26 protein-coding genes are annotated in these 25,871 nt (G+C 68.6%); 12 read left to right on the top strand and 14 right to left on the bottom strand.

Annotated elements, in window-relative coordinates:
* The first annotated feature begins 47 nt into the window (after positions 1-47).
* The 3 genes from D7006_RS06415 (at position 48) to D7006_RS06405 (ending at position 2,936) form a co-directional block, all read left to right on the top strand.
* Entirely contained in the window at positions 48-1,139 is a 1,092-nt protein-coding gene (locus D7006_RS06415; RefSeq protein WP_237355978.1) for an imelysin family protein, read from the top strand.
* Between the two features lie 4 nt (positions 1,140-1,143).
* On the top strand, positions 1,144-2,289 hold the full coding sequence (locus tag D7006_RS06410; RefSeq protein WP_237355977.1) for a DUF1513 domain-containing protein: 1,146 nt from the start codon (positions 1,144-1,146) through the stop codon (positions 2,287-2,289).
* A gap of 86 nt (positions 2,290-2,375) precedes the next feature.
* The gene (locus D7006_RS06405; protein ID WP_237355976.1) at positions 2,376-2,936 is read left to right on the top strand and encodes an NADPH-dependent FMN reductase; all 561 of its coding nucleotides are present in this window, start codon (positions 2,376-2,378) and stop codon (positions 2,934-2,936) included.
* A 7-nt stretch (positions 2,937-2,943) separates the two neighbouring features.
* Here D7006_RS06405 and queD read toward each other — a convergent pair whose 3' ends face one another.
* The 3 genes from queD to D7006_RS06390 all read right to left on the bottom strand — a co-directional run bounded on the left by queD (position 2,944) and on the right by D7006_RS06390 (position 5,262).
* Positions 2,944-3,300, bottom strand: a complete 357-nt coding sequence (queD, locus tag D7006_RS06400) for a 6-carboxytetrahydropterin synthase QueD (protein WP_169122752.1) — start codon at positions 3,298-3,300, stop codon at positions 2,944-2,946.
* 35 nt (positions 3,301-3,335) lie between these two features.
* Positions 3,336-3,971 (bottom strand): 7-carboxy-7-deazaguanine synthase, encoded by a 636-nt coding sequence (queE, locus tag D7006_RS06395; protein ID WP_237355975.1) that lies wholly within the window; start codon positions 3,969-3,971, stop codon positions 3,336-3,338.
* A gap of 76 nt (positions 3,972-4,047) precedes the next feature.
* Positions 4,048-5,262: an alpha/beta hydrolase gene (locus D7006_RS06390; RefSeq protein ID WP_237355974.1), complete on the bottom strand. Its 1,215-nt coding sequence runs from the start codon at positions 5,260-5,262 to the stop codon at positions 4,048-4,050.
* Positions 5,263-5,532: 270 nt separating this feature from the next.
* Between D7006_RS06390 and D7006_RS06385 the strand changes: the two genes are divergently transcribed.
* Positions 5,533-6,498 carry a ring-cleaving dioxygenase gene (locus D7006_RS06385; protein WP_237355973.1) on the top strand — a complete coding sequence of 322 codons (966 nt, stop codon included), beginning with the start codon at positions 5,533-5,535 and terminating at the stop codon, positions 6,496-6,498.
* Positions 6,499-6,617: 119 nt separating this feature from the next.
* On the opposite strand, the gene D7006_RS06380 is transcribed toward D7006_RS06385, so the two are convergent.
* On the bottom strand, positions 6,618-7,748 hold the full coding sequence (locus D7006_RS06380) for an aminomethyltransferase family protein (protein WP_237355972.1): 1,131 nt from the start codon (positions 7,746-7,748) through the stop codon (positions 6,618-6,620).
* 402 nt (positions 7,749-8,150) lie between these two features.
* Between D7006_RS06380 and D7006_RS06375 the strand changes: the two genes are divergently transcribed.
* The 7 genes from D7006_RS06375 (at position 8,151) to D7006_RS06345 (ending at position 17,028) form a co-directional block, all read left to right on the top strand.
* A complete protein-coding gene (locus D7006_RS06375; RefSeq protein WP_237355971.1) occupies positions 8,151-9,554 on the top strand; it encodes an acyl-CoA dehydrogenase family protein in 1,404 nt (467 codons plus the stop codon).
* 126 nt (positions 9,555-9,680) lie between these two features.
* Complete coding sequence (locus D7006_RS06370) at positions 9,681-10,193, top strand: flavin reductase family protein (RefSeq protein ID WP_229643252.1); 513 nt, start codon at positions 9,681-9,683, stop codon at positions 10,191-10,193.
* Positions 10,194-12,488, top strand: a complete 2,295-nt coding sequence (locus D7006_RS06365; RefSeq protein WP_237355970.1) for a DUF1989 domain-containing protein — start codon at positions 10,194-10,196, stop codon at positions 12,486-12,488. It abuts the gene before it with no gap.
* A gap of 227 nt (positions 12,489-12,715) precedes the next feature.
* Positions 12,716-14,398, top strand: coding sequence for an APC family permease (locus D7006_RS06360; protein ID WP_237355969.1), 1,683 nt, complete (start codon positions 12,716-12,718; stop codon positions 14,396-14,398).
* Positions 14,399-14,409: 11 nt separating this feature from the next.
* Positions 14,410-14,997 (top strand): dimethylamine monooxygenase subunit DmmA family protein, encoded by a 588-nt coding sequence (locus D7006_RS06355; RefSeq protein WP_237355968.1) that lies wholly within the window; start codon positions 14,410-14,412, stop codon positions 14,995-14,997.
* Positions 14,994-15,950 carry a PDR/VanB family oxidoreductase gene (locus tag D7006_RS06350; protein WP_237355967.1) on the top strand — a complete coding sequence of 319 codons (957 nt, stop codon included), beginning with the start codon at positions 14,994-14,996 and terminating at the stop codon, positions 15,948-15,950. The genes D7006_RS06355 and D7006_RS06350 overlap by 4 nt, the downstream gene beginning before the upstream one ends.
* A 16-nt stretch (positions 15,951-15,966) precedes the next feature.
* Positions 15,967-17,028 (top strand): DUF3445 domain-containing protein, encoded by a 1,062-nt coding sequence (locus D7006_RS06345; protein WP_237355966.1) that lies wholly within the window; start codon positions 15,967-15,969, stop codon positions 17,026-17,028.
* A gap of 34 nt (positions 17,029-17,062) precedes the next feature.
* On the opposite strand, the gene D7006_RS06340 is transcribed toward D7006_RS06345, so the two are convergent.
* Positions 17,063-17,698, bottom strand: a complete 636-nt coding sequence (locus D7006_RS06340; protein ID WP_169122584.1) for a MarC family protein — start codon at positions 17,696-17,698, stop codon at positions 17,063-17,065.
* A gap of 137 nt (positions 17,699-17,835) precedes the next feature.
* Between D7006_RS06340 and D7006_RS06335 the strand changes: the two genes are divergently transcribed.
* Positions 17,836-18,675 carry a universal stress protein gene (locus D7006_RS06335; RefSeq protein ID WP_169122585.1) on the top strand — a complete coding sequence of 280 codons (840 nt, stop codon included), beginning with the start codon at positions 17,836-17,838 and terminating at the stop codon, positions 18,673-18,675.
* A gap of 129 nt (positions 18,676-18,804) precedes the next feature.
* On the opposite strand, the gene D7006_RS06330 is transcribed toward D7006_RS06335, so the two are convergent.
* The 9 genes from D7006_RS06330 to D7006_RS06290 all read right to left on the bottom strand — a co-directional run bounded on the left by D7006_RS06330 (position 18,805) and on the right by D7006_RS06290 (position 25,850).
* On the bottom strand, positions 18,805-19,242 hold the full coding sequence (locus tag D7006_RS06330) for a hypothetical protein (RefSeq protein ID WP_169122586.1): 438 nt from the start codon (positions 19,240-19,242) through the stop codon (positions 18,805-18,807).
* 210 nt (positions 19,243-19,452) lie between these two features.
* Positions 19,453-20,871 (bottom strand): sensor histidine kinase, encoded by a 1,419-nt coding sequence (locus D7006_RS06325; protein ID WP_237355965.1) that lies wholly within the window; start codon positions 20,869-20,871, stop codon positions 19,453-19,455.
* 39 nt (positions 20,872-20,910) lie between these two features.
* Positions 20,911-21,582, bottom strand: coding sequence for a response regulator transcription factor (locus D7006_RS06320; protein WP_024277889.1), 672 nt, complete (start codon positions 21,580-21,582; stop codon positions 20,911-20,913).
* A 320-nt stretch (positions 21,583-21,902) separates the two neighbouring features.
* Positions 21,903-22,223: a hypothetical protein gene (locus D7006_RS06315; protein ID WP_237355964.1), complete on the bottom strand. Its 321-nt coding sequence runs from the start codon at positions 22,221-22,223 to the stop codon at positions 21,903-21,905.
* Entirely contained in the window at positions 22,220-23,068 is an 849-nt protein-coding gene (locus D7006_RS06310; protein ID WP_237355963.1) for a glycoside hydrolase family 108 protein, read from the bottom strand. The genes D7006_RS06315 and D7006_RS06310 overlap by 4 nt, the downstream gene beginning before the upstream one ends.
* A gap of 86 nt (positions 23,069-23,154) precedes the next feature.
* Positions 23,155-24,531: an SGNH/GDSL hydrolase family protein gene (locus D7006_RS06305; RefSeq protein ID WP_237355962.1), complete on the bottom strand. Its 1,377-nt coding sequence runs from the start codon at positions 24,529-24,531 to the stop codon at positions 23,155-23,157.
* A 116-nt stretch (positions 24,532-24,647) separates the two neighbouring features.
* Positions 24,648-24,791, bottom strand: coding sequence for a hypothetical protein (locus D7006_RS06300; RefSeq protein WP_169122591.1), 144 nt, complete (start codon positions 24,789-24,791; stop codon positions 24,648-24,650).
* Positions 24,792-24,805: 14 nt separating this feature from the next.
* The gene (locus D7006_RS06295; RefSeq protein ID WP_229643241.1) at positions 24,806-25,126 is read right to left on the bottom strand and encodes a hypothetical protein; all 321 of its coding nucleotides are present in this window, start codon (positions 25,124-25,126) and stop codon (positions 24,806-24,808) included.
* A 22-nt stretch (positions 25,127-25,148) separates the two neighbouring features.
* Complete coding sequence (locus D7006_RS06290; RefSeq protein ID WP_237355961.1) at positions 25,149-25,850, bottom strand: DUF2793 domain-containing protein; 702 nt, start codon at positions 25,848-25,850, stop codon at positions 25,149-25,151.
* Positions 25,851-25,871 lie beyond the last annotated feature (21 nt).

The raw sequence follows: 25,871 nt of genomic DNA, 5'->3' as shown, positions 1-25,871 counted from the left end.
TTTGGCCGGCTCCTGCCGGTGTGGACCTGATATTGCGGATCGACGTCATGATCGAAGCCACGCGCCGTTCTTCCTTCCGCCTTGCCGGCGCGGCCCTCGCCGCCGCGCTCGCCTTTGGGACAGGCCCCGCCGCCGCGGCTGATCCGAAGCTCGATCCCGTGCCGCTCATCGAGGGCTGGCTGCTGCCGCGCTACGACGCGCTGGCCGCCGCCACCACCGCGCAAGCGAAGGCCTGGGCCACCTTCTGCCCCGCCCCCTCGGCTGCCGGCGTCGCGCCGCTCAAGGAGGCCTACGGCAAGGCCGCGGATGCGTGGAACGCGGTGGAGTTCGTCACCTTCGGCCCCATCACCCTATCGCTCCGGGCCGACCGCATCTCCTTCTTCCCGGACCGGCGCAACGGCATCAGCCGTGGGCTGTCCGAGATCATCGCCGACAGCGATCCTACCCGCCTCGCGCCCGAGCGCTTTGCCCAGTCGAGCGCGGCGGTGCAGGGCCTGCCGGCGCTGGAGCGGCTGCTCTATGAGGAGGGCGCGGCCGAGGCGCTGGTCGCCGGCCCCGAGGCCGCGCGGCGCTGCGCACTCGGCACCGCCATCGCCAACAACCTCGCCACCATCACGGGGGAAATCCGCACCTCCTGGGGCGACAAGTCCTCCGGCGTGCTCGGCGCCATCGTCTCCGGCAAGGGCGATCCGGCCCTGTTCCCGGATGTGGGCGCCCTGCCCGGCATGATCCTCACCGACCTCTCCGGCGCTTACCAGCGCGTGACCGACACCAAGCTGCTGCCCGTGCTCGGCGCCAGCCCCGCCGATGCCAAGCCGATGGTCGCCGACAGCTGGCGCTCCGGCCGCTCCGGCCGCGTCGCCGCCAACATGATCCGCAGCGCCGACGCGCTCCTCGTCGCCGTGGGGGCGCAGATGCCGAGCCGGCCGCAATATGTGGTCACCAAGGCCGCCACCGCCGCCGATGCCGCCGCCGACAAGCTACCCGCCGACATCGGCGCGGCGGCCTCCACCGCGTCGGGCGCTCAGGGCATTCAGGCCACCATCAAGACCTTCAAGGCGGCACAACTCGCTGTCTACAAACCCATCGCCTCCTATTTCGGCATCTCGCTGGGCTTCAACGCCCTCGATGGCGACTGAGGCGATGGCGACTGACATGCGCGCGCGCCTCGACCACGCTCCGCTCATCGGCCGGCGCGGCCTACTCCTTGGCGGCGCCGCGCTCCTCGCCGCCGCCGCCTTGCCGGGCGGCCTGCGCGCCGCCGAGCTGGATGAGGGCTGGCTGGCGACGGCGGGCGTGGGCGAAGGGTTTGCCGCCGTCGGAATCGACACCAGCTTCGCGGCCACACCGGAGGCCCCCTCCGAGGCCCGCCTGCACGGCATCGAGGCGAGCCCCGTGGGGCCGCTCGCGGTGGCGGTGGGGCGGCGGCCGGGGCGGATCGCTTTGGTGTTCGACCGGCGTAAGGGCGGCGTGGTTGCAAGCTTTGGACCGGGAGAGGGCCGCGTCTTCTCCGGCCATGGCCGCTTCACCGCGGACGGCCGGCTGTTCCTGACCAACGAGATCGAACGCCCCGCCGATGGCGTGCGCGTCATGGGCCGGGGCGTCGTGGCCGTGCGGGCGGTGGACGGCGGCTTCGCCATCCGTGACGAATGGGGGAGCGGCGGCGATGGCCCGCACGATCTGATGCGCTCGGGCGCCGCCCTGGTCATCGCCAATGGCGGCATTGAGCCCAACACGCCGGAGGCGCGCGACGCCGAGGTGACGGGCTCCGGCATCACCCTCGTGGACCCCGCCACCGGCGCCGTGCGCGGCGAGGGGCGGCTTTCTCCGGACCTCGCCAGCCTGTCGCTCCGCCACCTCGCCCGCGACGGCCATGGCGGCACGGTGGTGGCAGCGCAGGACCTCTTGAAGGACGGCGAGGCCCGCCCCCTCCTCTTCCGCATCGCCGCCGATGGCGCGCTCACCCCCTTCGATGCGCCGGACGACGCCTGGCGGGCGCTGCGCGGTTATGTGGGGTCGGTGGCCTATGATCCCTCCGGCCGCTTCGTCGCCTGCGCCACCCCGCGCGGCAACCAGGTCGCCGTCTGGCAGGCGGACGGACGCTATATCGGCGCCGTGCCCCTCACCGATGGCTGTGGCCTTGCGGCGGGAGCGGAGGCGGGCACGTTCGTCGCCGCCTCGGGTTATGGGGAAGTGATCGTGGTCAAGGCCGCGCCCGAGGGCGTCGCCATCACCGCGCGGCGCACCGGCGGGCCGCGATACGACAACCACATGGTCCGCATCGGCTGATTTTCTGCCAAGCTCACGCAACCGTTTCGGTTCTGCGCCATTAATACGGTTAGGCTCGCGCAGAAGGAGCCTGACGGAGAATGGCGATGAACTGGGTCGTGCTGGTCGGCAGCGTTCGCAAGGGATCCCTCAATGCCGCGCTGGCCCGCGCGCTGGCGGGCATCGCACCGGAGGGGACGACGCTGGAAATCCTGCCCTCCATCGCCGAATTCCCCATCTATGATGGGGACATCGAGGCGGAAGGCTTCCCGGCCCCGGTGACGGCCATGGGCGCCAAGGTCGCGGCGGCGGATGCGCTCGTCATCGTAACACCGGAATACAACTACTCGGTTCCGGGCGGCCTCAAGAACGCGATCGACTGGCTCTCGCGCCTGAAGCCGCAGCCGCTCTCCGGCAAGCCCACCCTCATCATGTCCGCCTCGCCCAGCACCATGGGGGGTGGGCGCTCCCAATATCACCTGCGGCAGGTGCTGGTGGCGCTCAACGCCCACGTCATGAACGTGCCGGAGGTGATGGTCGCCCAGGCCCACACCAAGATCGCCGACGGCATCGTCACCGATCCGGGCACGCTGGACTTCGTGAAGAAGCAGCTCGCCGCCTTCGCCACCTTCGTGAAGAAGGCGCAGGCAGGGGATGCAGCGGCCTGAGGCCCGCTCAGCCCTCGCTGTATTCCGCATAGGACATGGGCGTCTCATAGACCCGCACCGAGGCGAGCGTGGGCAGGAGCGGCTTCATGCGCGTCCAGATCCACGCCGCGATGATCTCGGCGGTGGGGTTTTCCAGCCCGGCGATGTCGTTGAGGCAATAATGGTCCAGCTGCTTCAGCAGCGGGCCGAAGGCGTTCTCGACGTCGAAGAAGTCCACCACGAAGCCGGTGACGGGGTCCACCGGGCCCTCCAGCGCGAGGTCCACGCGATAGGAATGGCCGTGCATGCGCCGGCAGCGGTGGGTTTCCGGCACGTTGGGCAGGAAATGCGCGGCCTCGAACGTGAAGCCCTGGGTGATCCGCACGCGGCCGGGCAGCGCCGCCGGGGTGTCACGGGTGGTCATGGAATTCCGATCATCTTGTGGGTCTGGACGGACAGGCGCCAGCGCGGGTTGGCGAGGCAATAGGCCACCGCCGCCTCGGTGTTCGCGCGGCGATCCGGCCCGTCCATGGGCTGCAGGAAGAAATGGGTGAAGGCGAGGCCCGCGACGCTGGCGGGGTCGAGGCCGGCCTGCGGGAAGACGAGCTTCAGCTCCTGGCCGGCGCGCTGCTTCAGCTCGGTGCCGGCCTTGGGGCTGACGCAGATCCAGTCGAGCCCGTCCGGAGCGGCAACCGTTCCGTTGGTCTCCACCGCAATCTCGAAGCCGCGCGCATGCACCGCCGCGATGGCCGCCGGATCAAGCTGAAGCAAGGGCTCGCCACCGGTGAAGACGACAAAGCGGCGCGCGGTGCCGGCCTCTCCCCATACGGCGGCGATGGCCTCGGCCAAGGCGGTGGCATCGGTGAAGCGGCCGCCGCCCTCGCCATCCATGCCGACGAAATCGGTGTCGCAGAAACGGCATTGGGCGGCGGCGCGATCCTCCTCCCGTCCGGACCACAGGTTGCACCCCGCGAACCGGCAGAAGACGGCAGCACGCCCCGCCTGCGCCCCCTCCCCCTGAAGGGTGAGGAACATTTCCTTGACTGAATAGGCCATGGGGCGACGCCTTTAGACCGAACGCGCCCGCGAGGGAAGCGCCGGCCGGGCATAGGTCGCCTGCGAATGCCGAGTCCTATTGCGCGGGGGCCGAGGTGGTGGCGGACGGCAAGACGGGGCCGGACGGCTGGGCGGCACGGGCCTGATCGAGGCCGGTGATGCGCACGCCCTGCAGCTGCACGGTGTTGGAGGTGGCCGTTCCGCCGGCGCGGGCAATGGTGCCCTGAAGCTGCGGCGCCATTTCCGCGAGTTGCGCGAACTTGCCGTGGTTGAAGCTGTCGAGGGCCTTCACGTCGGTCATGTCCACCACGACGGCGCCCAGCTCCACCAGCTCGGTGTCATTGGCATATTCGCCAAGCCGCGGCTTCTTGCCGGCGAGGAAGTCGGAGAAGCCGAGCGCCTTGTCATCCCGCGAGATGACCACGACGAACGGCTTCGGCGGCTTGCCGAAGCGGCGCAGCTGGGTCTTGAACACGTCCACGTCGATGTCGGGCGCGGCGAGGATGATGTTGCCGATCTTGTTCGCCGGCAGCGTCTTGCCGGAGATTCGGATCTGCCGCAGGGCCTCCACCGTCAGCCAGTTGCCCATGGAATGGGCGAGGATGCTCACCTGATCCGCGCCGCTGCTGAAGGCGAGGCGGATGGTCTCCTCCAGCTGGTCGCGGGCGGCGGTGGCACTGTTGTTGTCGTAGACATAGCCCTCGGTGGTCGCCCGCGAGGCCCAGGTGAAGAGGACCGGCACGGCCGGCGCATCGGAATCCGTCGCCATCTGCGCAAGGCGATAGAGCGCCTCGGAGAACATGGTGTTGTAGCCATGCACGAAGATGAAAACGTTGCGCTTGCCGGCCGGCCGGCGGGCCAGTTCGCTCTTCAGGTCGCGCAGGAACTCGCCTTGCGTGTCGCGGTAGATGGCCTCGCGCACCACCATGTCGGTGGCGGGATTGCCGAGGCCGTTCTTGGGCCACTCGATCTCCCCCGGCCGGTGGGACGGCGGGACGGACAGGTCGATCTTCGCGAAATTGAGCTGGGCGGAGCGTTCGCCATTAAAGAAGACGCCGGGGCGCGGATCGCGCTCGCGGGTCGAGGCAACGAGGATCACCTGCTCGCGCGCGCCTTCCGCCAGCGGAGCGGAAACCGGGACGAGTGCATCGATGCCGGGGCGGTCGGAGCAGCCGGCCATCAGCAGAACGGCCGTCGCGGCCGCCATGATGCGCAGCGCCATGGAGCGCGACCCCACCCGGCGCTGATCGACCCGCTCGGTCCCCCGCTCGTCCACTGCTCGCAATTGCACGTCCCCCTCGTAGAGCGGACTTCATCGCACAAACAATGAGGCGTTTGAACGGCGTTCGCCGGAAATGCTGAACACCGGTTGCGGAATGCCATCCGGTGACGCTCACGATTCGGCAACATTGCAGAAGAGGCGAAAGGCGGAAGCATTCCGGGGGGCGCGATTGCAAATCGGCAAATCCGGATTGCGCCCGTGGTTCTCGTCCCGCGGCGGCTTCGCGCCTATCTCTGGCACCAGACAGACACGAGGCTCCGCGCGCCGGAGGAGGACGCCATGCAGAACACCACTGAGACCACCGGGCCGCTGACCGGTCTTCACCACGTCACGGCCATCACGGCGGATGCGCCCTACAACCATCGCTTCTACACGCAGACGCTCGGCATGCGCCTCGTGAAGAAGACTGTGAATCAGGATGACGTCTCCGCCTACCACCTCTTCTATGCCGATGGGGAAGCCAACCCCGGCACTGACCTCACCTTCTTCGACTGGCCGGTGCCGCGCGAGCACCGGGGCACCCATGCCGCCGTGCGCACCTCGCTGCGGGTGCGCGACGAGGCGGCGCTGGAATACTGGGCCGCGCGCCTCACGGACGCCGGCGTTTCCCATGCCGGCATCGAGACCCGCGACGACCGCCACCAGCTTCCGTTCGAGGACCGCGAGGGCCAGCGCCTCGCCTTGATCGTCGATGACGGCAAGGGGCCGGGCGTGCCTTGGACGAAGAGCCCGGTGCCGGAAGCGCACCAGATCCGCGGCCTCGGGCCGATCCTGATCTCGGTGCCGGACCTTGCGCCCACGGCCGCCGTGCTCATCCACGTGATGGGCATGAAGGAGGTGCGCACCTATGCCGCCGAGGATGGACGCGCCATCCACGTGTTCGAGATGGGCGCGGGTGGCCCCGCCGCGGAAGTGCATGTGAAGGTGGAGCCGGGCCTTTCGCCCGCCGGACAGGGCGCCGGCGCGGTGCACCATGTGGCCTTCCGCGTCACCACCTTCGACCAATACGAGGAGTGGGCGCGGCGGCTGAAGGAGCTGCGCATTCCCAATAGCGGAATGGTGGATCGCTTCTACTTCCGCTCGCTCTATTTCCGCGAGCCCAACGGCGTGCTGTTCGAGCTGGCCACCGACGGGCCGGGATTTGCTGCCGACGAAGACGCAGCTCACCTCGGCGAACGCCTCGCCCTGCCGCCCTTCCTGGAAGGCCGCCGCGCCGCCATCGAGGCCGGTCTGAAGCCCCTCTGAGGCGAAGGGGCTGGCCAGCCCGCGCGGCGCCTGAGCGAAGGCGGCTCCAAACGCAAAAAAAGCCGGCCGGACGGGGAAATCCCGTCCGGCCGGCCTTTTGTTTGCGCCTCAGGCAGGCGTCAGGCCCGCTCTTCCAGCGGATGCGTGCGCAGCCGCATGGGGTCGTAGAAGGGGGTGCGCACCACGTTGGCCTCGAAGCTCTCGTCCCCGTCCACCACGGTGAGCGCGGTACCGAGCGCGGTGACGTCGGGTCGCAGCGAGACCAGCGCCAGGGATTTCATGAGGTGGCGGCTGTAGGTGGTGGAATTCACCACGCCCACCTCGGCGCCATCCTTGAAGATCTTCGCGCCGGGCGTGATCGCCTTCCCGGCGAGCACCTCGAGGCCGGCCTGATGGGTCCGTTCCGTGCCCTTGCGGGCGAGGAGCGCGGCCTTGCCGCGGAAGTCCGGCTTGGAGAGGTCCACGGACCAGTCCATCAGCACTTCGAAGGGCGTGGTGTCCTTGTGCGGCATGTCGAAGGGGAAGAAAAGCAGCGCGCCTTCCACCCGCACGATGTCCAAGCAGTCCCACGACACAGGCATGGCGCCGAACGGCTTGCCCACCTCGAGGATCTTGTCCCAGAGGAAGACCGCATCCTTCGCCGCGCAGAATACTTCGTAGCCGCGCTCGGCCGAGTAGCCGCCGCGGGCGAGCGAGACGGGGATGCCGAACAGGGTGGTCTTGCCGTGCCCGAAATAGGGCAGGTCCTTCAGCACCATGGGGGTGTGGGGGGAGAGGATATCGAGGGCGAGCGGGCCCTGCAGCGAGAGGATGTGGACGTCGTTGTCACGGGAGAAGGTGACGTCGAAGCCCTGCGCCACCACCGGAAGCGCGTCTTCCAGCGCGCCGCCGCCGTGGGAGAGGCGGAACGTGCCGTCCCCGTCCACATAGACGAGCACGTCATCGATCAGCCCGCCTTCGTCATCGACGATGGACGAGATCATGGAGCGGCCGGCCGGGATCTTGGCGATGTCGGCGGTGAGCAGCTTGTTGAGGAAGGCGAGGGAGTCCGGCCCCGAGAGGTCGATGATTTTCAGCGCCGACACATCGAAGAGGCCGGCCCGGGTGCGCACCGCCTCCGTCTCCACATAGGGATCGGTCGCGTAGTGCTGGGGGATCGCCATGTCGTTCCAGGATTCCTCCAGCTTGGAGCCGAGTTCCCGGTGGCGGTCGTTGAGGATCGATTGGCGCCAGATGGTCGCGCTGGTCATGTGCCCTCTCTTGAAGGATGCCGGCCCGTATGCCGGGCCCGTCGTTAAGGCGGGCGGGCTCAGGCGGCCTCAAGGCCAGCCATGCGCGCCGCGACGACCGCATCCTGATGGCGGGCCAACGTTCTTGTCAATTACTTTTCCTCAGAAGAAATTTCTTTGGTAGCATGGCGCAAAAGGCGGCAAAGAAAACCGAGGAAACCCCATGCGTCGCCCAGATCGCGATCACCCAGCGGGCCAAAACCGCACAACTAATGGGCTTGCACCAAAAATGGCCCGTGGCACTCTCGTTTCTACCGCGTCAAAAAAGTTCACTGAGGGGAACAGGCGCGCCACAGCGTGATCGCAATTGGCAGGGACGGCCGCGGGGACTGCCCGCGCGCCGGCCCGGGCGGAGCTTGAGATATGTCCGAGACAAAGATGTGGGGCAAGGAAGAGTTCTGGGGGCTCGGCTTCGAGTGGGACCCCCAGTGGCTGCTGAGCGCCGAGCAGAAGGACCTGCAGGCGAAGCTCATCGCTTTGTGCGAGACCACGCTGCGCGCGAACGCCGTGGAGAGCGACGCCAACTACATCTATCCCCGCAAGAATTTCGAGGCCCTGGCCACCCTCGGCCTGCTCTCGCTGAACGTGCCGAAGGAGCTCGGCGGCCTCGGCCAGAACCATGTCTGCGCCGCCATGGTGGTTGAGACCATCGCCCGCTACGGCTGCCCCTCCACCGCCATGTGCTACACCATGCACCTCGGCGCCGTGGCCGCTGCGCTGCTGCGCCACCACGAAAACCCGCTGCTCACCGACATCCTGAAGCGGCTGGACAAGGACGTGCTCATCGGCACGCTCTCCTATTCTGATCCCGAGACCGGCTCGCACTTCTGGTACCCGATCTCCTCCAAGGCCGAGGCCCATGGCGACGGCTGGAAGGTGACGAAAAAGGCCTCCTGGACCACCTCCGGCGGCTTCGCCGACTGGTACATCGTCCAGACCACCAGCCCCGGCTTCTCCGGCGATTATTCCGACCTCTCCTGCTTCCTCGTCACCAAGGACGAGGTGAAGGCCAACCCTTCCGAGTGGGACGGCCTCGGCCTGCGCGGCAACCAGTCCGGCCCCATCGTGGTGGAGAATGCGGTGCTGCCGAAGGAGGCCCTCGTCGGCCCCATCGGCGACGGCGCCAAGTCCAACGACGAGGTGGTGGACCCCTTCTTCCTCACCTGCTCGTCGGCCTGCTGGAACGGCATCTCGCTCGCGGTCATCGACATCGCCAAGCGCCACACCACCCGCAAGACCCACAATGACGTGGGCATGCGCGTCGCCGATTACCCCACCATCCAGGACTATGTGGGCGAGGCGATCATGGACACCAATTCCTGCCGCGCCTTCGACTACCAGATGGCGCAGGCGCTGGATTCGGTGACCAACAATTGCGACTGGTCGATCCACAAGGACATCGACGCCTTGCCCCGCTCCTCCCTCCTCCACTGGCTGTGGCAGGTGAAGTTCGAGGCGGCCAAGAACGTCGCCCATGTGGTGGACAAGATGCTCCACGCCACCGGCGGCACCGGCTTCCGCCCGGCGCTGCAGATCGAGCGCTATCTGCGCGACGGCAAGGCCGGCTGGGTCATGGGCCCCACCAACGAGGTGCTGCGTCAGTTCGTCGGCAAGGCCGCGCTGCTCGGCTTCGGCTCGCTGGACTACTGGAACAAGTCGATCAACGAGCGCGTGCTCAACAACGAGATCAAGAAGATGGACGAGGCGGAGAAGCGCGCCTTCGCCGAAAAGCTGCTGGCCGAGCTTCAGCCGGCCAAGGTGGCGTGAAGCGGGACGCCACCACGCGGAGCCTTCGTCCCTCTTCGTCGCTCAGGAGAGGGGCGAAGGCCCGCGCGCCCGCCATCGAAGGGGATTATCATGGACGGGCTGTCGCATTTCAGGAAGTACCTTGCCATGACGACCATTGATCTCGACGCCCGTTTTGATCCGCGCGAACTGCGCAACGCCCTCGGCCGCTTCGCCACCGGGATCGCCGTGGTGATGGCGCAGGACGAGGAAGGCCCCATCGGGGTGACGGTGAATTCCTTCTCCTCCGTCTCGCTGGACCCGCCGCTGATTCTCTTCTCCATGGCCCGCTCGCTGCACTCGCTGGCGCGGCTGGAGAAGGCCAAGGCCTATTCGGTGAACATCCTTCTGGAGAACCAGCAGGAGATTTCAAACCGTTTCGCCCGCGCCGGCGAGGACAAGTTCTCCGCCACCCCCTGGGAGATCGGCCCTTCCGGCGCGCCGCGCCTCGTGCCCGCCCACGCCATCTTCGAATGCGTGCCCTACGCCCATTATGACGGCGGCGACCATGTGATCTTCGTCGGCCGCGTGGTGCATCTGCACGCCGAGGGCGAGGGCGATCCGCTGCTTTATTACCGCGGCAGCTACCGGCTGCTCGCGGCCATCGCTCAAGAGGGGTGAATGGACGCCTCCCTGCTTCCGCCCGGTCCTTCCCCGACAGCCCCCCCGCGCGAGCGGGTGGTGGTGCGCGGTGGCGGCATGGCCGCCGTCACGCTCGGCGCAGGAGACCGCCTGACCGTGCTGGACCCCGAAGGGCTCCAGCCGGCGCTGCTCTTCGTCACCGATACAGATGCGGTGGAGGATTGGGAGGGCGCCGGCGTCGAGACGCTGCCGGCGCTTCCGGACCAGGGGGGAGAGGGCAGCGTGGAGGTCGCCCGACTGCTGGCGGAAAACGGCTTCGCGCCGGCGTCGCTGGCGGGACGGGCGCTGCTTTCGCGAGATGGCGGCGCGGGCGCGACGGCGGACGTCGCCGCGCGGGCCGACGTGCTCGTAGTGGTCGCCGCCCCCGGCGGCCCCATGTCGCCGGACGCGCAGGATGCGCCCACCGACCTCATCGTGACCGTGACCCGTACCCGGGGCCGCGGCCGGCCCCTCCCCGCCCCGCTCGCGCCGGCGAAGCTCGATGTGCGCGTGCCGGCTGCCGAAGCCCGGGCCTACACGGTGAAGGCCGGCGACTACATCCAGATCATCGACGTGGACGGCCGCCAGTGCGCCGACTTCCTCGCCTTCGATGCCGCCGCACTGGAAAAGGGAGAGGAGTTCGGCCTCGACGCCACCACCACCCGCACCCTCATGGGCGCCGCCTATCCGGGGCCGGGGCTCTATTCCAAATATTACGACGAGCGCCAGCTACCGCTGGTGGAGGTGATCCGCGACACGGTCGGCCGCCACGACACCTTCGCCCTCGCCTGCTCGGCGAAGTATTACGAGGACATGGGCTATCCCGGCCACGCCAACTGCACGGACAATTTCAACGCCGTGCTGGCGCCGCTGGGCATCCGCGAGCGGGCCGGCTGGCCAGCCATCAATTTCTTCTACAATACCGCCGTGGACCACACCAACGCGATCACCATGGACGAGCCATGGTCGCGGCCCGGCGACTATGTGCTGCTGCGAGCGCTCACCGACCTCGTGTGCGCCACTTCCTCCTGCGCCGACGACATCGACCCCGCCAATGGCTGGGAGCCCACCGACATCCATGTGCGCGTCTATGACGGCGCCGAAAACTTCTCCAAGGGGATCGCGTTCCGCATGAGTGCCGACGCCGAGCCGCGCCTGACGCGCGAGAGCGCCTTCCACCAGAGCCTTGCCGCCCATACGCGCAACTTCGTGGAGTATCGCGGCTTCTGGCTGCCCACCTGCTTCACCGGCGAGGGGCCGATCGCCGAATACTGGGCCTGCCGCGAGAAGGCCGCGGTGATGGACCTCTCACCCCTGCGCAAGTTCGAGGTGACGGGGCCGGACGCCGAGATCCTGCTCCAGCGCACGGTGACGCGCGACATGCGCAAGCTGGCCGTGGGCCAGGTGGTCTATACGGCGCTCTGCTACGACCACGGCGGCATGATCGACGACGCCACCGTCTTCCGCCTGTCGCCGACCAATTTCCGGGTGGTGTGCGGCGAGGAATTTACCGGCGCCTGGCTGCGCACCAAGGCGGCGGAGTGGGGCCTCAACGTCCATGTGCGCTCGTCCACGGACCAGTTGCACAACATCGCCGTGCAGGGGCCGCTGTCGCGGGACATCCTGTCCGAGGTCATCTGGACCGGGCCGACCCAGCCCGCCATCACCGAGCTGAAGTGGTTCCGCTTCGCCGTCGCCCGTCTCGGCGGGCCGACCGGGCCGGCGCTCGTGGTCTCGCGCACGGGCTATACGGGCGAACTCGGCTTTGAAATCTGGTGCCATCCCAAGGATGGGAAGGCGCTGTTCGATGCGGTGTGGGCTGCCGGCGCGCCGAAGGGCATGAAGCCGCTCGGCCTCTCCGCGCTGGACATGCTGCGCATCGAGGCGGGGCTGGTCTTCGCCGGATACGACTTCTGCGACCAGACCGACCCGTATGAGGCCGGCATCGGCTTCGCAGTCGCCGAAAAGGACGAGGATTTCGTGGGGAAGGCGGCGCTGGCGCGGCGCAAGGCGAACCCGGCGAGGAAGCTCGTGGGGCTCGTGATCGAGGGCAACGACGCGGTAGGCCATGGCGACCCGCTCTTCATCGGCCGAGCGCAGGTGGGCGTCGTCACCAGCGCCACGCGCTCGCCCATCCTCAAGGCCCAGATCGCCCTGGCCCGCATCGATGTCGCCCATGCCGCGACCGGCACGGCCATCGAGATCGGCAAGCTGGACGGGCACAGGAAGCGCATCGGCGCGCAGATCGCGCCCTTCCCCCATTTCGATCCGCAGAAGACGAGGGTGAGATCCTGACCTGTCATCGCCCGCGCGGTGACGCCTGAGTCCTTGTAGAACCCGCCCGGCCCCGCGCATTGCCCACGCGGGGCCGCAGGCATTTGTTTCCCTAACGACAGTATGCCCATGCATTAAGCGGACGATGATTGCAAATTGAGCCGCTTTCACCGTCCAACCGGCCAATTTATACGTTGACAAAAAAGTTTCTTCTCCGGAAACTCCCCTCATAATCCGAGGGGAAAAACATGAGTATCGCAGCAACCAACGAGGCGGTCGCCGCGCCTGAGGCCGGCTCGCTTCAACGCAAGATCAGCTGGACCGGCGCCTTCTGGATCGCGAGCGGCGTGCCCGCCCTCGTGCTCTTCTCCATCGGTGCCATCGGCGCCACGGTGGGCGCGCCGGCCTGGTTCGTATGGATCCTGTCCATCGTCTTCGGCTTCATCCAGGCCTTTTCCTATGCCGAGATCGCCGGCCTGTTCCCGCACAAGTCGGGCGGTGCCTCGGTCTACGGCGCCATTGCCTGGGTGCGCTACGGCAAGCTGCTCGCGCCGTTCTCGGTGTGGTGCAACTGGCTGGCCTGGTCGCCAGTCCTGTCCATCGGCTCGGGCCTCGCGGCGGGCTATGTGCTCTCCATCCTGTTCGCGCCGGACGCGGCCATCAACACCTGGCAGCTCACGCTGGTGGATCTCGGCTGGCTGAAGGCGGGCCTCGCGCTGCGCATCAACGCCACCTTCGTCCTCGGCGCGGTGCTGCTGCTCGTGGCCTTCGCCATCCAGCATCGCGGCATCAGCCAGACCGCCAAGGTGCAGGTCATCCTCGGCGTGGTCGCCCTGCTGCCGCTGATCCTCATCGGCCTCGTGCCGCTGTTCACCGGCGACGTGCTCGCCGCCAATCTCGGGCCGTTCGCCCCGCTGGCCAAGGACGAGGCCGGCAAGGTAATCGCCGGCGAATGGAACATGGCGGGCCTCACCTTGATGGCCGGCGGCCTGTTCATCGCCGCCTGGTCCACCTACGGCTTCGAGACCGCGGTCTGCTACACGCGTGAGTTCCGCGACCCGAAGACGGATACCTTCAAGGCCATCCTCTATTCGGGCCTGCTGTGCATCTTCGTGTTCACCATCGTGCCCATCTCCTTCCAGGGTGTGCTCGGCCTCGGCCAGCTCGTGACCCCGGCGGTGGTGGATGCCTCCGGCACCGTGACGACGCCGGCGGTCTATTCGGGCATCCTCTCTGCTGACATCTATTCCGGCATGGGTGTCGCGAGCGCCATGGCGGACATGATCAAGGGCGGACCCATCGTCCACACCGTGATCGTGGTGATGCTGATCCTCGCGCTCATGCTGGCCATCATCACCTCCATGGCCGGCTCCTCCCGCACGCTCTATCAGGCGTCGGTGGACGGCTGGCTGCCCAAGTATCTCAGCCACGTGAACGAGAACGGCGCGCCCACCCGCGCCATGTGGACCGACCTCGGCTTCAACCTCATCCTGCTGATGATGTCGGACTACGTGTTCATTCTCGCCATCTCCAACGTCTGCTACATCCTGTTCAACTTCCTGAACCTGAATTCCGCCTGGATGCACCGCATCGACCGTCCCGCCTGGGATCGCCCCTTCAAGGCCCCCGTGTGGCTCATCGGCATGGGTACGGTGCTGGCCTACGTGAACCTGTTCCTGCTCGGCATGGGTGCCGACATCTGGGGCGCGGGCACGCTGGTCACCGGGCTCATCGTATCGGCCGCCATCATCCCGGTGTTCCTCTTCCGGCACTATGTGACGGACAAGGGCCAGTTCCCGGCGGCGATGATGGAGGACATGCACCTCAAGGCCGAACCCGGGGCCGGCACGCGAGCGGGGATGCTGCCCTACCTCGCCCTCGTGCTTGGCGCCGTTGTCATCATCGTGGCCCGCAGCATTGCGGTCTATTGAACGGAGACGAAATGAGCGACCAGGGTATCAAGAGCCGCCCGACGTACGCCCCGCTGGCCCCGGATCCATCCGGACGGCACCACCTGCTGGTGGTCGAGGCGGCCGAGGTTCCGGCTGAGGCGCTGGCGGAGGGGATTTCCCCCTCCGCCTTCGAGGTCTGGACGGTGGCCCGGCGCAGCGCCGTGCCCTCCGTGCCGGCCATGGAGGAGGCGCCGGGCAGCGTCGCCACCTTCCGGTCCGTGACGCACCTCTTCTCCGCGCTGGAGGAGCGGCTCGCCCGCGAGACCATGGGGCTCCGCCTCTATGCGGCGGGCGCCGAGCCGTTCCTGTGGGATGTGTGGGGGCGTGCCCAGAAGGCCGGCCTCAGCCGCCAGGAGACGGCCTTCGCCGAGGCCGGCCCGAAGGCCCGGCGCGTCTACTGCGTCCACTGCCGAACGATGAGCGAAGGTATCACCACCTCCATCTTCACCTGCCCGGGCTGCGGCGCATCCTTGTTCGTACGCGATCATTTCTCACGGCGGCTCGCCGCCTTCATGGCCGTCCAGGTGGACGCCGAGGTGCCGGGTGAGGTGCCTGACGCCGAGGAGCTCTACGCATGACCGCCGCCCAGCCCTTCAGCGTGCGCGTGCGCGAAATCGTCGAGCTCGCGCCGAGCCTCAAGCGCTTCTCCTTCGAGCCCGTCCATGGCGGCGTGTTCCCCACCCCGCCGGCGGGAGGGCACGTCCTCCTCACCCTACGCGACGGCGCCCGGGTGATGAAGAACGCCTATTCCCTCGTCTCCCCGCCGTCCGAGCGGGCGCGCTACGACATCATCGTGCGCCTCGTCGCCCAGTCGCGCGGCGGCTCCTCCTATCTCCACCGCCGGGTCGCGCCGGGCGACGTGCTGGAGATGGCCAATCCGGTGAGCCTGTTCTCCCTCATCTCCACCGCGAAGAAGCACCTGCTCATTGGCGGCGGCATCGGCATCACGCCCATGCTCTCCTTCCTGCCGGAGCTGAAGGCGCGCGGGGCCCGCTTCGAGCTGCACCAGCTCGCCACGCTGGAGGAAGTGCCGGTGTTCGAGCGCCTGCTCGCGCCCTATGCGGCGGGTGAGGAAATCCGCGTGCATGGCGGCGGCCGCGCCGCCTTCGATCTCGCCGGCCTGCTTTCGCGCCAGCCGCTGGGCACCCATGTCTATGTCTGCGGGCCGCACAGCCTGATGGATGCGGTGGCCTCCACCGCCGCCGCGCTCGGCTGGCCCAAGACCAAGGTGCACAAGGAGAGCTTCGGCGGCGACGTCACCGGCCTGCCCTTCCGCGCCGTGCTCCGCAAGTCCGGCATCGAGGTGGAGGTGGGCGAGAGCCAGAGCCTGCTCGAAGCCATCGAGGCGGCCGGCGTGGACGCCCCGTGCCTGTGCCGCGGCGGGGCCTGCGGCCAGTGCGCCACGCCCCTCGTCGAGGGCGAGGCGGAACACCGCGACGACTTCCTCTCCGCGGAGGAGAAGGCGGCCGGCACCCTCATCATGACCTGCGTGTCGCGCGCCCGCGGCCCACGCATCGTCATCGACCTGTGATCCCGGGAGGCCTCACATGACCGTTCAGTTCAAGCCCGCCGAGACCTTCCGCGACACCTTCACCTACAAGAAGTCGCCCGAGGACCTCCTGCGCTTTCCCTTCCCGTTCCCCGAAGACAGCTACATGTATTCGGTGAACATCGAGCCGCACGTGCGCGGTGGCCCCACGGCCGCCTTCCAGGCGCAGTTCGACGTCGACGAGCACTACATCGCCGAGTGCAAGGAGCGCGCCCGCGTGCTCGCCGAGGACCCCAAGCGCTGCCAGGTCCTGCCGCACATGCTGACGGCGGAGTGGGACAGCCTCGAGATGATCATGGAGAATCTCGCGGCCGATTATCCCGAGCACTTCACCCTGTCCAAGGACGGAGACGCCTGGACCTGGGTGAACCGGCCGCTCGGCATCCAGCAGAGCTTCATCTTCGGCAAGGCCGAGACGCTGCCCTGCGGGCCGTTCGAGTACATCACCCGGCAGGCGCAGGGCGACTTCACCCTTCAGGACCAGCGCGAGGACAACCTCTTCGTGGACGGCGGCATGGTGACGACCCAGGCCGACTGGTCGCTGGAGTTCGACATCGGCATGAGCTTCCAGGAGTGGCACGGCCCCGTTCCGCTGGCGCACGAGAAGGGCGTGTTCGACCGCGCCCTGAAGTATCTCCTGCGCCTCCAGTACGGCCAGCCGGTGCGCCGCCTCAACTGGACCATGACGGTGAACCCGCGCCTCGACACCTCGCCGGAGAACTACCCGGTGTGGGGGCCGGACAAGGCGTCGGTCACACCCGAGAACGTGGCGGAGAAGGTGCACCTGCGCGTGGAGCTGCAGACGCTCTATCGCCTGCCCCGCTCCAACGCCATCCTGTTCGGCATCCGCTGCTATCTCACCAGCGTCGCCGACATCGCCAAGGTGCCGAAGTGGCGCCGGCGGCTGCACCGGGTGCTGCGAGACCTGCATCCGGACATCGCCACCTACAAGGGCATCCCCCGCTATCAGCAGATGGTGGTGGACTATCTGGCGCCGCTGGATGACGGCTCGGCCACCTCGCCCGGCATTGCCCCGGACATCGAGAAGATCGAGGCCTGATCCTCAGGCCCCGTGACAGCCAGCCTGCCGCCGCTCAGATCGGCGGCAGGTTGAGCCATTTCTGGAAGGCGTTGAGCACCAGATTGACCGAGAAGGCGGCGAGCAGGATGCCCATGATCCGCCGCAGCAGGCTCGCTCCGCCTTCCCCCAGCACCTTGGCGATGTAGTCGCCCAGCCAGAAGATGACGAACAGCACCACCGACATCAGCACCAGCACGCTCACCGTGATGAGGTGCTGGGAGAGCGGGGCGCCACGGTTGTTGTCGGAGAACAGCACCATGGCGAGGATGGCGCCCGGCCCAGCCACGATGGGCGTCGCGATGGGATAGACCGCGATGTGGACCAGCCGCCGCTCGGGATCGGCCGTCACGGCATGCTGCGTCATCGCCCCGAAGATCATGGTCATCGAGAAATAGAACAGGATGATGCCGCCGGAGATCTGGAAGGCGAGGATGGAGATGCCCATCGCCTCCAGCAGCATCCGGCCGAGGAGCGTGAACACCACCAGGATGAGGAAGGCGAAGGCGGTGCCCATCGCCGCCACCTTGTGGCGCTCCTGCCGGTCGAGGTGGGAGGTGGTGGCGAGGAACATGCTGAGATGGCTCAGCGGCTCCAGCACGACCCAGAGCGTGACCAGCTGGCTCGCGAACAGGTTCAGATCATCGATCATGGGCGCTCCCTTGCGCCCCTTATTACCTCAAGGGAAAGGGCTGGCAACCGGCAGTCGGCAACCACGAGCCTTGACATGACGCAACGACAAGCTGAAGCCTTCAGGTACCTTGATCTTGTGTCAGGAGGAAACGCCAAATGGTGCAGAACATAAAAAGCGTACTCATCGGCATGACCGAAGAGGGTGTGGACGAGCCGTCCTCGGCGCTGGCCTACGGCCTGTCGCTGGCCCAGCAATCGGGCGCCCACGCGACCATCCAGGCGGCTTCGCTGAAGGTGGTGATGGGAAACACCTTCGTCAGCAATATCGCCACCGGCCTCGTCGCCGCCCACAACCGCCGTCTGAAGCAGCTCGCTCAGGACGTGGCGGAGCGGGCGCGGGGCGATGCCGCCGCCGCCGGTGTCGCCGCCTCGGTGGAGACGCCGCAGCTCGCCTATGGGCAGCTGGTGGAGCTGTTCGTCGCCCAGGCGCGGGTGCACGACATCTCGGTGCTGGACGCGGAGGTCGCGACCGTCAATGCCGACCGCGGGCTCATCGAGGCGCTGCTGTTCGAGAGCGGCCGGCCGGTGATCGTGGTGCCGCCGGGGGTGGACACCTTCAAGCACGACCGCGTTCTCATCGCCTGGGACGCGAGCGTACGGGCGACCCGGGCCGTCAACGACGCCATGGGCATCCTGAAGTCCGCTTCGGCGGTGGAGGTGCTCGCCATCGGCTCGGAGAAGGAACTGGCGCACGAAGTGCCCGGCGCCGAGCTGGCGCCCCATCTCGCCCGCCACGGCGTCCATGTGGACGTGAAGAACCTGGTGGTGGGCCGGGACGGCGTCGCCGAGACCCTGCGCGAGCAGGCGGGGCTGATCGGCGCCGATCTCATCGTCATGGGCGCCTTCAACCACTCGCGCATCCGCGAATGGGTGCTGGGTGGGGTCACCGAGTCGCTGCTGGAGGACTGCAAGGTCCCCCTGTTCATGTCCTACTGAGGTCCGCCGGACCGAACGCGACGCGCCTCAGGCCGCCTCGCGTGCCTTGCCCAGATCACGACGTTTCGAAGTCACGTCCCCGCTTCGTGCCCCATCCGCCTCAGGCGGAGGGCCCCGCAGGCGCCAGGATCAGCTCACCGGCTGCCAGCGGCCCTCGGCGGTGCGGCAGGCGGCGCCGCGGGCGATCTGGGGGCGATTGTCGATATAGATGGTGTGGGAATAGTCGCGGCAGCTCTGGTAGCCGGCGCGATTGTAGGGCGGTCCGGCGATGACGGTGCCGCGCGCAGTGCCGTCGCCCTTCCAGCCGATGGGATAGCCGGGGCCACCCGTCTCCAGCGCGGAAATCTCGGCGTCATAGGCACGCTGCCGGTCGGCATCGTCGAGCCCGTTGCCGATGCCGCCGCTGATGAGACCGCCGGAGACCGTGCCCGACATCACCGGCGCCGTGGGCAGGGCCGCAAGCGCGGCCGTGGCCTTGTTGCCGGTCGTGTCGGTCGCGCAACCGCCGAGCGCAAGGGCGAGGACCGCTGCGGACGCGGGAGCAACGCGGAACACGCGGACGAACATGAACAGGCCTCAGACAGAACGGCGGACATGACGGGCGCGGACAGAGCGCCTGCGCACGTCATCAACGATCGAGCCAGCAAATCGGATCACCGATTGGGGCGACACAGAGGCTGACGGCCTCTCTTAGGCGCCGCAAGCCTCACTGTGAAGACGGTTTGCCGCAGCCTGTGGCGCCACGGTGTCACCCCCGACCCGCATCCTCCGGAAACGTCAGGTGGGCGGAGGCGGCGCGGCGGCGGCGGGCAGCACGAGTTCGGTCCGAAGGCCGCCGATGGGAGCCGAGCTTAGCTCGAATCGCCCGCCATAGAGCAGGGCCAGCTCGTGGACGATGGACAGGCCGAGGCCGGAGCCGGGCTTGGATTCGTCCAGCCGCCGCCCGCGCCGGCCCACATCCACCCGCCGGGCGGGATCCAGGCCGGGGCCGTCATCATCGATGCTGACGTGGAAATAGACCCGGTCGCCGGGGGAGCGTGGCCGCTCCACCAGCACCTCCACCTCCACGCGGGAGGAGGCCCATTTGCAGGCATTGTCGATGAGATTGCCGAACATCTCCTCGAGATCCTGCTGCTCGCCGCGGAAATGCACGTCCTCCGGGATGCGCACGTCGATGGCGAGATCCTTGGTGCGGTGGATCTTCTCCATGGTGCGGGCGAGGGAGGTGATGACCGGCGTCACCTCGCACACGCTCGCCACCACGGAGATGCGTGCCGCCATGCGGGCGCGCTCCAGATGGTGGGCCACCTGGTCCCGCATCACGCCGGCCTGGTCGCGCACGCGCACGGCGAGCGGGTCGTCGCGGGTGCCGGCCTCGTTCATCAGCACGGAAAGGGGGGTCTTGAGGGCGTGGGCGAGGTTGCCCACGTGGGTGCGGGCGCGCTCCACGATCTCGTGGTTGGCGTCGATGAGGGCATTCACCTCGCGCACCAGCGGCACGATCTCGATGGGATAGGTGCCCTCCAGCCGCTCGGCCTTGCCGGAGCGCACGTCCGACAGCGCCTCGGAAATGCGCGTCAGCGGCTTCAGCCCGAACCGCACCTGCACGATGACCACCAGCAGGAAGGCGCAGGCCAGCACCACGAGCGTTGCAGCGAGCGAGAAGTTGAAGGCGGAGATCTCCGCTTCAAGATCGGATGCCACCGCCGCCACCGAGACCACGTAGCGGGCATCCGCCCCGAGATCCACGTCGCGCTCGACGATGCGCAGGGCGACACCGCCCGGCCCGGTGGCATAGCCCTGCCGCATGAGGCCGGGGCGGCCGCGGATGCCCTGCTCGGCGAGCAGCGGCAGGCTCGCGCCCACCAGCGAGCGGGACGTGCGCCGCTCAAGCTGCCCACCGGACTTGAGCGCGATCTGCCAGTACCAGCCGGAATTGGGAAAGGCGAACAGCGGGTCGGCCAGCGCCGCCGGCTCGGGCAGCCGCTCGGACGCATTGGCGACATCCGCGACGATGATCTTCAGATAGATGTCGAGCTGCCGGTCGAACGCCCGCTCGGCGGAGCTGCGGTAGAGGGAGGCGAGCACGAAGCCCACCACCAGCAGCACCACCACCGTGATGGCCATGGCGGAGAGCACGAGGCGGAAGGCGAGGGAGCCCGGCGTGTATTCCGGCGGGCGGCGCGCAGCATCCATGGCCATGTCAGGCGGCCGGCATGTCAGGACGCCGCCATCTCAGCGCGGCTCCTCGGGGGCCGCGAGCAGATAGCCGAGACCGCGCACGGTCTGGATCACGTCGCAGTCGAGCTTCTTGCGCAGGCGGCCGACGAACACCTCGATGGTGTTGGAATCGCGGTCGAAATCCTGGTCGTAGAGGTGCTCCACCAGCTCCCCGCGCGACACCACCCGCCCCGCATGGTGCATGAGGTAGGAGAGCAGGCGATATTCGTGCGACGTAAGCTTGACCGGATTGCCGTCCACCGTGACGCGGCCGGAGCGGGTGTCGAGCCGTACCGGACCGCAGGACATTTCGCTGGAGGCGTGGCCAGTGGCCCGGCGCAGCAAAGCGCGCAGGCGGGCCAGCACCTCCTCCATGTGGAAGGGCTTGGCCACATAGTCGTCGGCGCCGGCATCGAAGCCCTGCACCTTGTCGCTCCAGCGGTCGCGGGCGGTGAGGATGAGGACGGGGGTGGTCTTGCCCGCCCGCCGCCAGCTCTCCAGCACGGAGATGCCGTCGAGCTTGGGCAGGCCGATATCGAGCACGATGGCGTCGTAGGGCTCGGTCTCGCCGAGGAACTGCCCCTCCACGCCGTCATAGGCGCGATCCACGGCATAGCCGGCATCGCCGAGCGCCTCGACGAGCTGTCGGTTCAGCTCGGGATCGTCCTCGATCACCAACAAGCGCACGGTGCCCCTCCGCCTTCGCCACAACCTCCTTAAGCGAGAGAGACAAAGAATGACAGAGCCTTGCGCGCCTGTCAGCGATGACGGGGCGCCGCAGGCCGGACTTGGGCCATCGGCCTCGGTCTGTTCGACCGGGCCGAGTGGGCCACGCTCAAGCTCCGCGCGGACTTTTTGACGGAGGCTCACCCTTGCCGCTCGGGCGCGCCCCTCACCTCCAGCCGCACAGCCGCCGCCCCACCGCATTGGCGGCCTTGGCCTGGCGGATGGTCTCGTCGGTGTCGGAGAGCGACCAGCGGATGGGCGCGGCGGCGCCGCAATAGACCCTAGTCGCGCCGGAACCCGTCGTCGTCGCGCAGCCTGCGAGCATCGCCGTCGCGGCGAGCGGCAGCATCCCGCGCAGACCGCGCGGCAGAAAGGCTTTCCGAGACATCGCGTTCTCCTTCCTTCAGGGCGCGCTGATAGCCGCGCTGGGCGGCGCGCCGCGTGACGAGCACGAGAGCGAGGACGGCGGCGGCGATCCCCGCCGCCCGCACCCCGAACAGGCGCAGCAGCACCGCCACGGCGAGGGCACCGGGGAGGCCCCAGGCCCACCAGGGCACGCCATAGCCGAGGATGCCGGCCACCGCGTCGAGGGCGCCGCTCACGGCTTCGCCCCGGTTCCGAGGTCCAGCACCTCGGCCCGCTTCGCCCCGGCGTGGGCGCTCCACCAGACGAAGGCGAGGCCGGCGAGGGTGGCGGCGAGACCGAGGAGGGTGAGCGCGGCGAACACATTGGCCAGCAAAGGCGAGCCGGTGGCATGGGGCTCGATCTGCCGCGCCGCCTCGGCCACGGTGGAGGCGACGATGCCGCCCGCCACGGCGCCCGCCCCCGCCTCGGGCCGCGGCGCCGGCCGGGCGCTGGCGAGGGTGCCCTTGGCCCCCTCCCCGTCCTTGGCGGGCACGGCGACGGAGGAGGTGCGCCCCCCGGTCGCCCACGATTTGCCGAGCTTGCGCACGTCGGCGACGCGCCGGCCCCAGCCCTTGCCGAACACCGGCCAGGTGCGCAGCGCCTGGAGCATGGCGAGGCGACGGTCGCAGATGTCGTCCACGAGGCGCCCCGGCGCATGCTCGGCGGCGGCGCGGGCGGCAGCGAGCGTCACCTCCCCCACCTGCCCGTCGGCAGAGAGGGAAAGCGCGCGCTGGAGCCATTTGGCGGATTGGGCGGGGCCGGAATTCACCGCGCCGTCGAACACCACATAGTCGATGCCGGCGGGCAGCTCGTCGGCCCGCACGGCGTCCCAATACTGGCGGCGGTAGATCTCCTTCAGCTCGGTGTCCTCGATCTCGCGGACCGGGCGCTCGGGAAGCCCCTTGGAGCGGCGCCAGGCGTCGTACACGCGCTGGATGATGCCCTTCATGGTCGGGCCGCCGGGATCGTCGGGATGGTTGGAATAGCCGCCCTCGTGGCGGAGCACGGCGGCGAGCGCCGGCGCGAAGCTTTCGGCAGCCATGGCAAGGCTCTCCTGAAAGAAGCTCTCGACAGAAAACGGAAAAAAGCGGGGGCGCCGGAGCGCCCCCGCTTCTTCGATAACCGGCCTCAGGCGACCAGCGGCAGCATGTCGTTGGCGTAGGCCGAGGCCATGCGACCGGCGAGGTACATGGTCCCCTTGTCGACGGGGTGAACGTTGTCGCCGCCGATGAACTGGCTGATGTTGGAGGTCCAGCTGTAGCTCGCGTTGTTGTGCGAGCCGGTCAGCCACGGCGGAACGGCGGTGAGCATGGACTTGTAGATGATGTTGCTGTTCGGCCGCGCCGCGACAGCAGCGGAGATCGCCGTGTCCACGGTCTGGATGCTGGCATAGTTGCCCGACAGGGGCGCGGGGCCGAACCAGAAGATCGGCGCCGTGCTGCCCACCCGGATCGCGTCGAGGAAGGCCAGCGCCTCGGCCGTGAGGGCCGACTGCGAGTAGCTCACGTCGTTGGTGGAGCCCTGGACGAAGATGGCGTTGGGATTGAGGGCCAGAAGCTGCGGCACCCGCTCGCGATAGGTGTAGTAGGGGCCGCTGCCGGGATTGAGAAGCCCGGTGCCCCCGGTGCCCAGGCGCCACATGTCGTCGATGCCGGTCAGCCGGCCGAAATGCTCGGACAGCGTATTGCCGAGCAGGAAGGGACCATAGCTCGACCCGGCGAGGTAGCTGTCGCCGATGAAACCGGCGCGCAGGCCGTTCGGGCTGGGCGCCGGCCAGATCTGGTCGGCCGAGGTGATCGCGAGCAAGAACAGGGCCGCGTTGGCCTGGCCGTAGTGGATCTCCCACAGGCGCGGCTTGCGGGTGCCCCAGTCGATGGTCGCCCAGAAGTTCGAGCCCGAGAACGGATAGATCGGCCCGGCAGTCACCGGGCGCCCGTCGCAGAAGACGCGGATGCCGAAAGTGTTGTTGGGCACCTCAAAGCCGATCTTGGGCGCATCGGACGTGAAAGACACGAAACCGCCGCGAGAAGCCGCGGCCGAGGCGTTGGGGAGGAACACGTTGAGGTTGGCGCGGCTGGTCGCATACTGCCCGGGGGCGTTGCCATTGAAGGCGAAAAGCGAGCGGTTGGCCCAGACATCGAGGGCCGTCAGGCCGGCAGGGACACTGGTCGAGCCGGTCAACGTCAGGGCGGGCTTCGCCGGGTCATCCGCCGTATCCCAGGAGGGGCCGCCAAGGTGGGTCCACAGCACCGCACCATCGCTGGTCGCCGAGCCGTTGGTGTGCGTGGGCTCGGTCGCGCCGCAGGTGCCGCCGGTCGCCGCGACATACCACTGGGTCGGGGTCGCGGAATTCGAGCGCACGTCGCCTTGCTTGACCGCCTCCCCGGTGGTCCAGGCGGACGGGCCGATCCACGGCCGCGTCCAGAGGGGACGGCCGGCGGCGAGCGCCTGCTGGAGGCGGAGCTTGAGAGCGGCGGTGCTCTGGTTCCAATTTCGAGACGACATGAACGACTCCCAAAGTAAGGGGCAAAACACGCCCGCGCCGGGATGAGCGGCACGGGCGATCCGGGGATGGGGAATGGGGATGGGGCGCGGGCTGGAGTGGCCCCCGCGGGGGCCGGTCAGATGGGCTCGATGAGGCGCGCGCCGGCCGCGTCGGTCAGCGGCGTGCCATCCGTATCCACCAGGAAGATGAAGCCGCGGGGTGGGCGGCGGCCGCGCCGGCCGCGCAGGACGGCGATCGCGGAGAGCGAGAGGGACAGCATCGCCGCCACTCCGCTCAGCGGTCGAACAAAGCGTAGATATCGATGCCGGCGCTGGTGCCGGTCGCCCACACCCGGCGCACCTGGCAGGGCGGTAAGGGCTGCAGGCCCGGCAAGGCGCGCACATCAATGCGGATGGCATCGTCCGCACCCACGGGGGTGATGCGCACGGTGGCGACACCGCCGGAAACCTCCTCGGGCACGAACACCCACAGGGCCTTGGCGTAGGCGGGAAGTTCGTCGCTGTCGGAGGGGGTGACGCGGCTCATCAGCCGCGTCGGCGAGGAGAGCGAGGCGGCGAGCCCCCGCATGGGGTCTCGGGCGGGATCGTAGGCCATGGAACGTCTCCGAAGGCGCGCGTCAGGCGCCGGGAATGGCGAGAAGGAGGAGGTGCAGGCCGAGGCGCACCGTGCCGCCGCCGAAGCTGCCGCCGATGGCGGTGAGGCGGACGGGTGTCGGCGCGTAGAAGGCGGTGGGGCCGATGACGCCCATGTTGGTCGCGCCCACGGCGATGCCGAGGCTGCCGCCAAACTTCGACTGATCCCCGGCAATGCCACAGTCATAGGCGGAGGCGCCGGTCACGGCGGTGAGCGTGCGAGTGGAGACACCGAACACGATGGCCCGGTCGGGAATGACCAGCGCGGTGTCCACGAAGGCGCCGGAGAGGACCACATCCGCCTCCCGCACCTGCGCCGAGATCGCGCCCCGATGGAGGCTCGCGGCGAGCGGCGAGACCCAGGCACCGCCGTCGAACAGAGCGAGCCGGCCCTCGTCGCGGATGAAGGCGAGGAAGCCCGCCGCCACGGGCAGGAAGTCGAATGCCCCCGCCTCATAGGCCGCGATCATCCCCGCCCGGCCCGCAAAGGCGCCGGTGGCGCCCGCCGGCACGAACCAGCGCGCGCCCTCGGCGGGCGAGGTGGGCGGGGCGGGCGCGGTGGCGCTCTCCAGCACCAGTTGCACGAAGGCATCGAGGCGGCGAATGGCCTCGTTGTGGGTGACATGCTTCTGCGCCTGGGCCGCCGCGATATACGGCAGCGCCAGGTTCGCCGATTGCTCGGACATGGCTGGACCTCGAAGGGGTGA

This window comes from Xanthobacter sp. YC-JY1 (genome assembly GCF_021730305.1).
Lineage (GTDB): Bacteria > Pseudomonadota > Alphaproteobacteria > Rhizobiales > Xanthobacteraceae > Xanthobacter > Xanthobacter flavus.
This window is presented reverse-complemented; position numbering and strand designations above follow the sequence as displayed.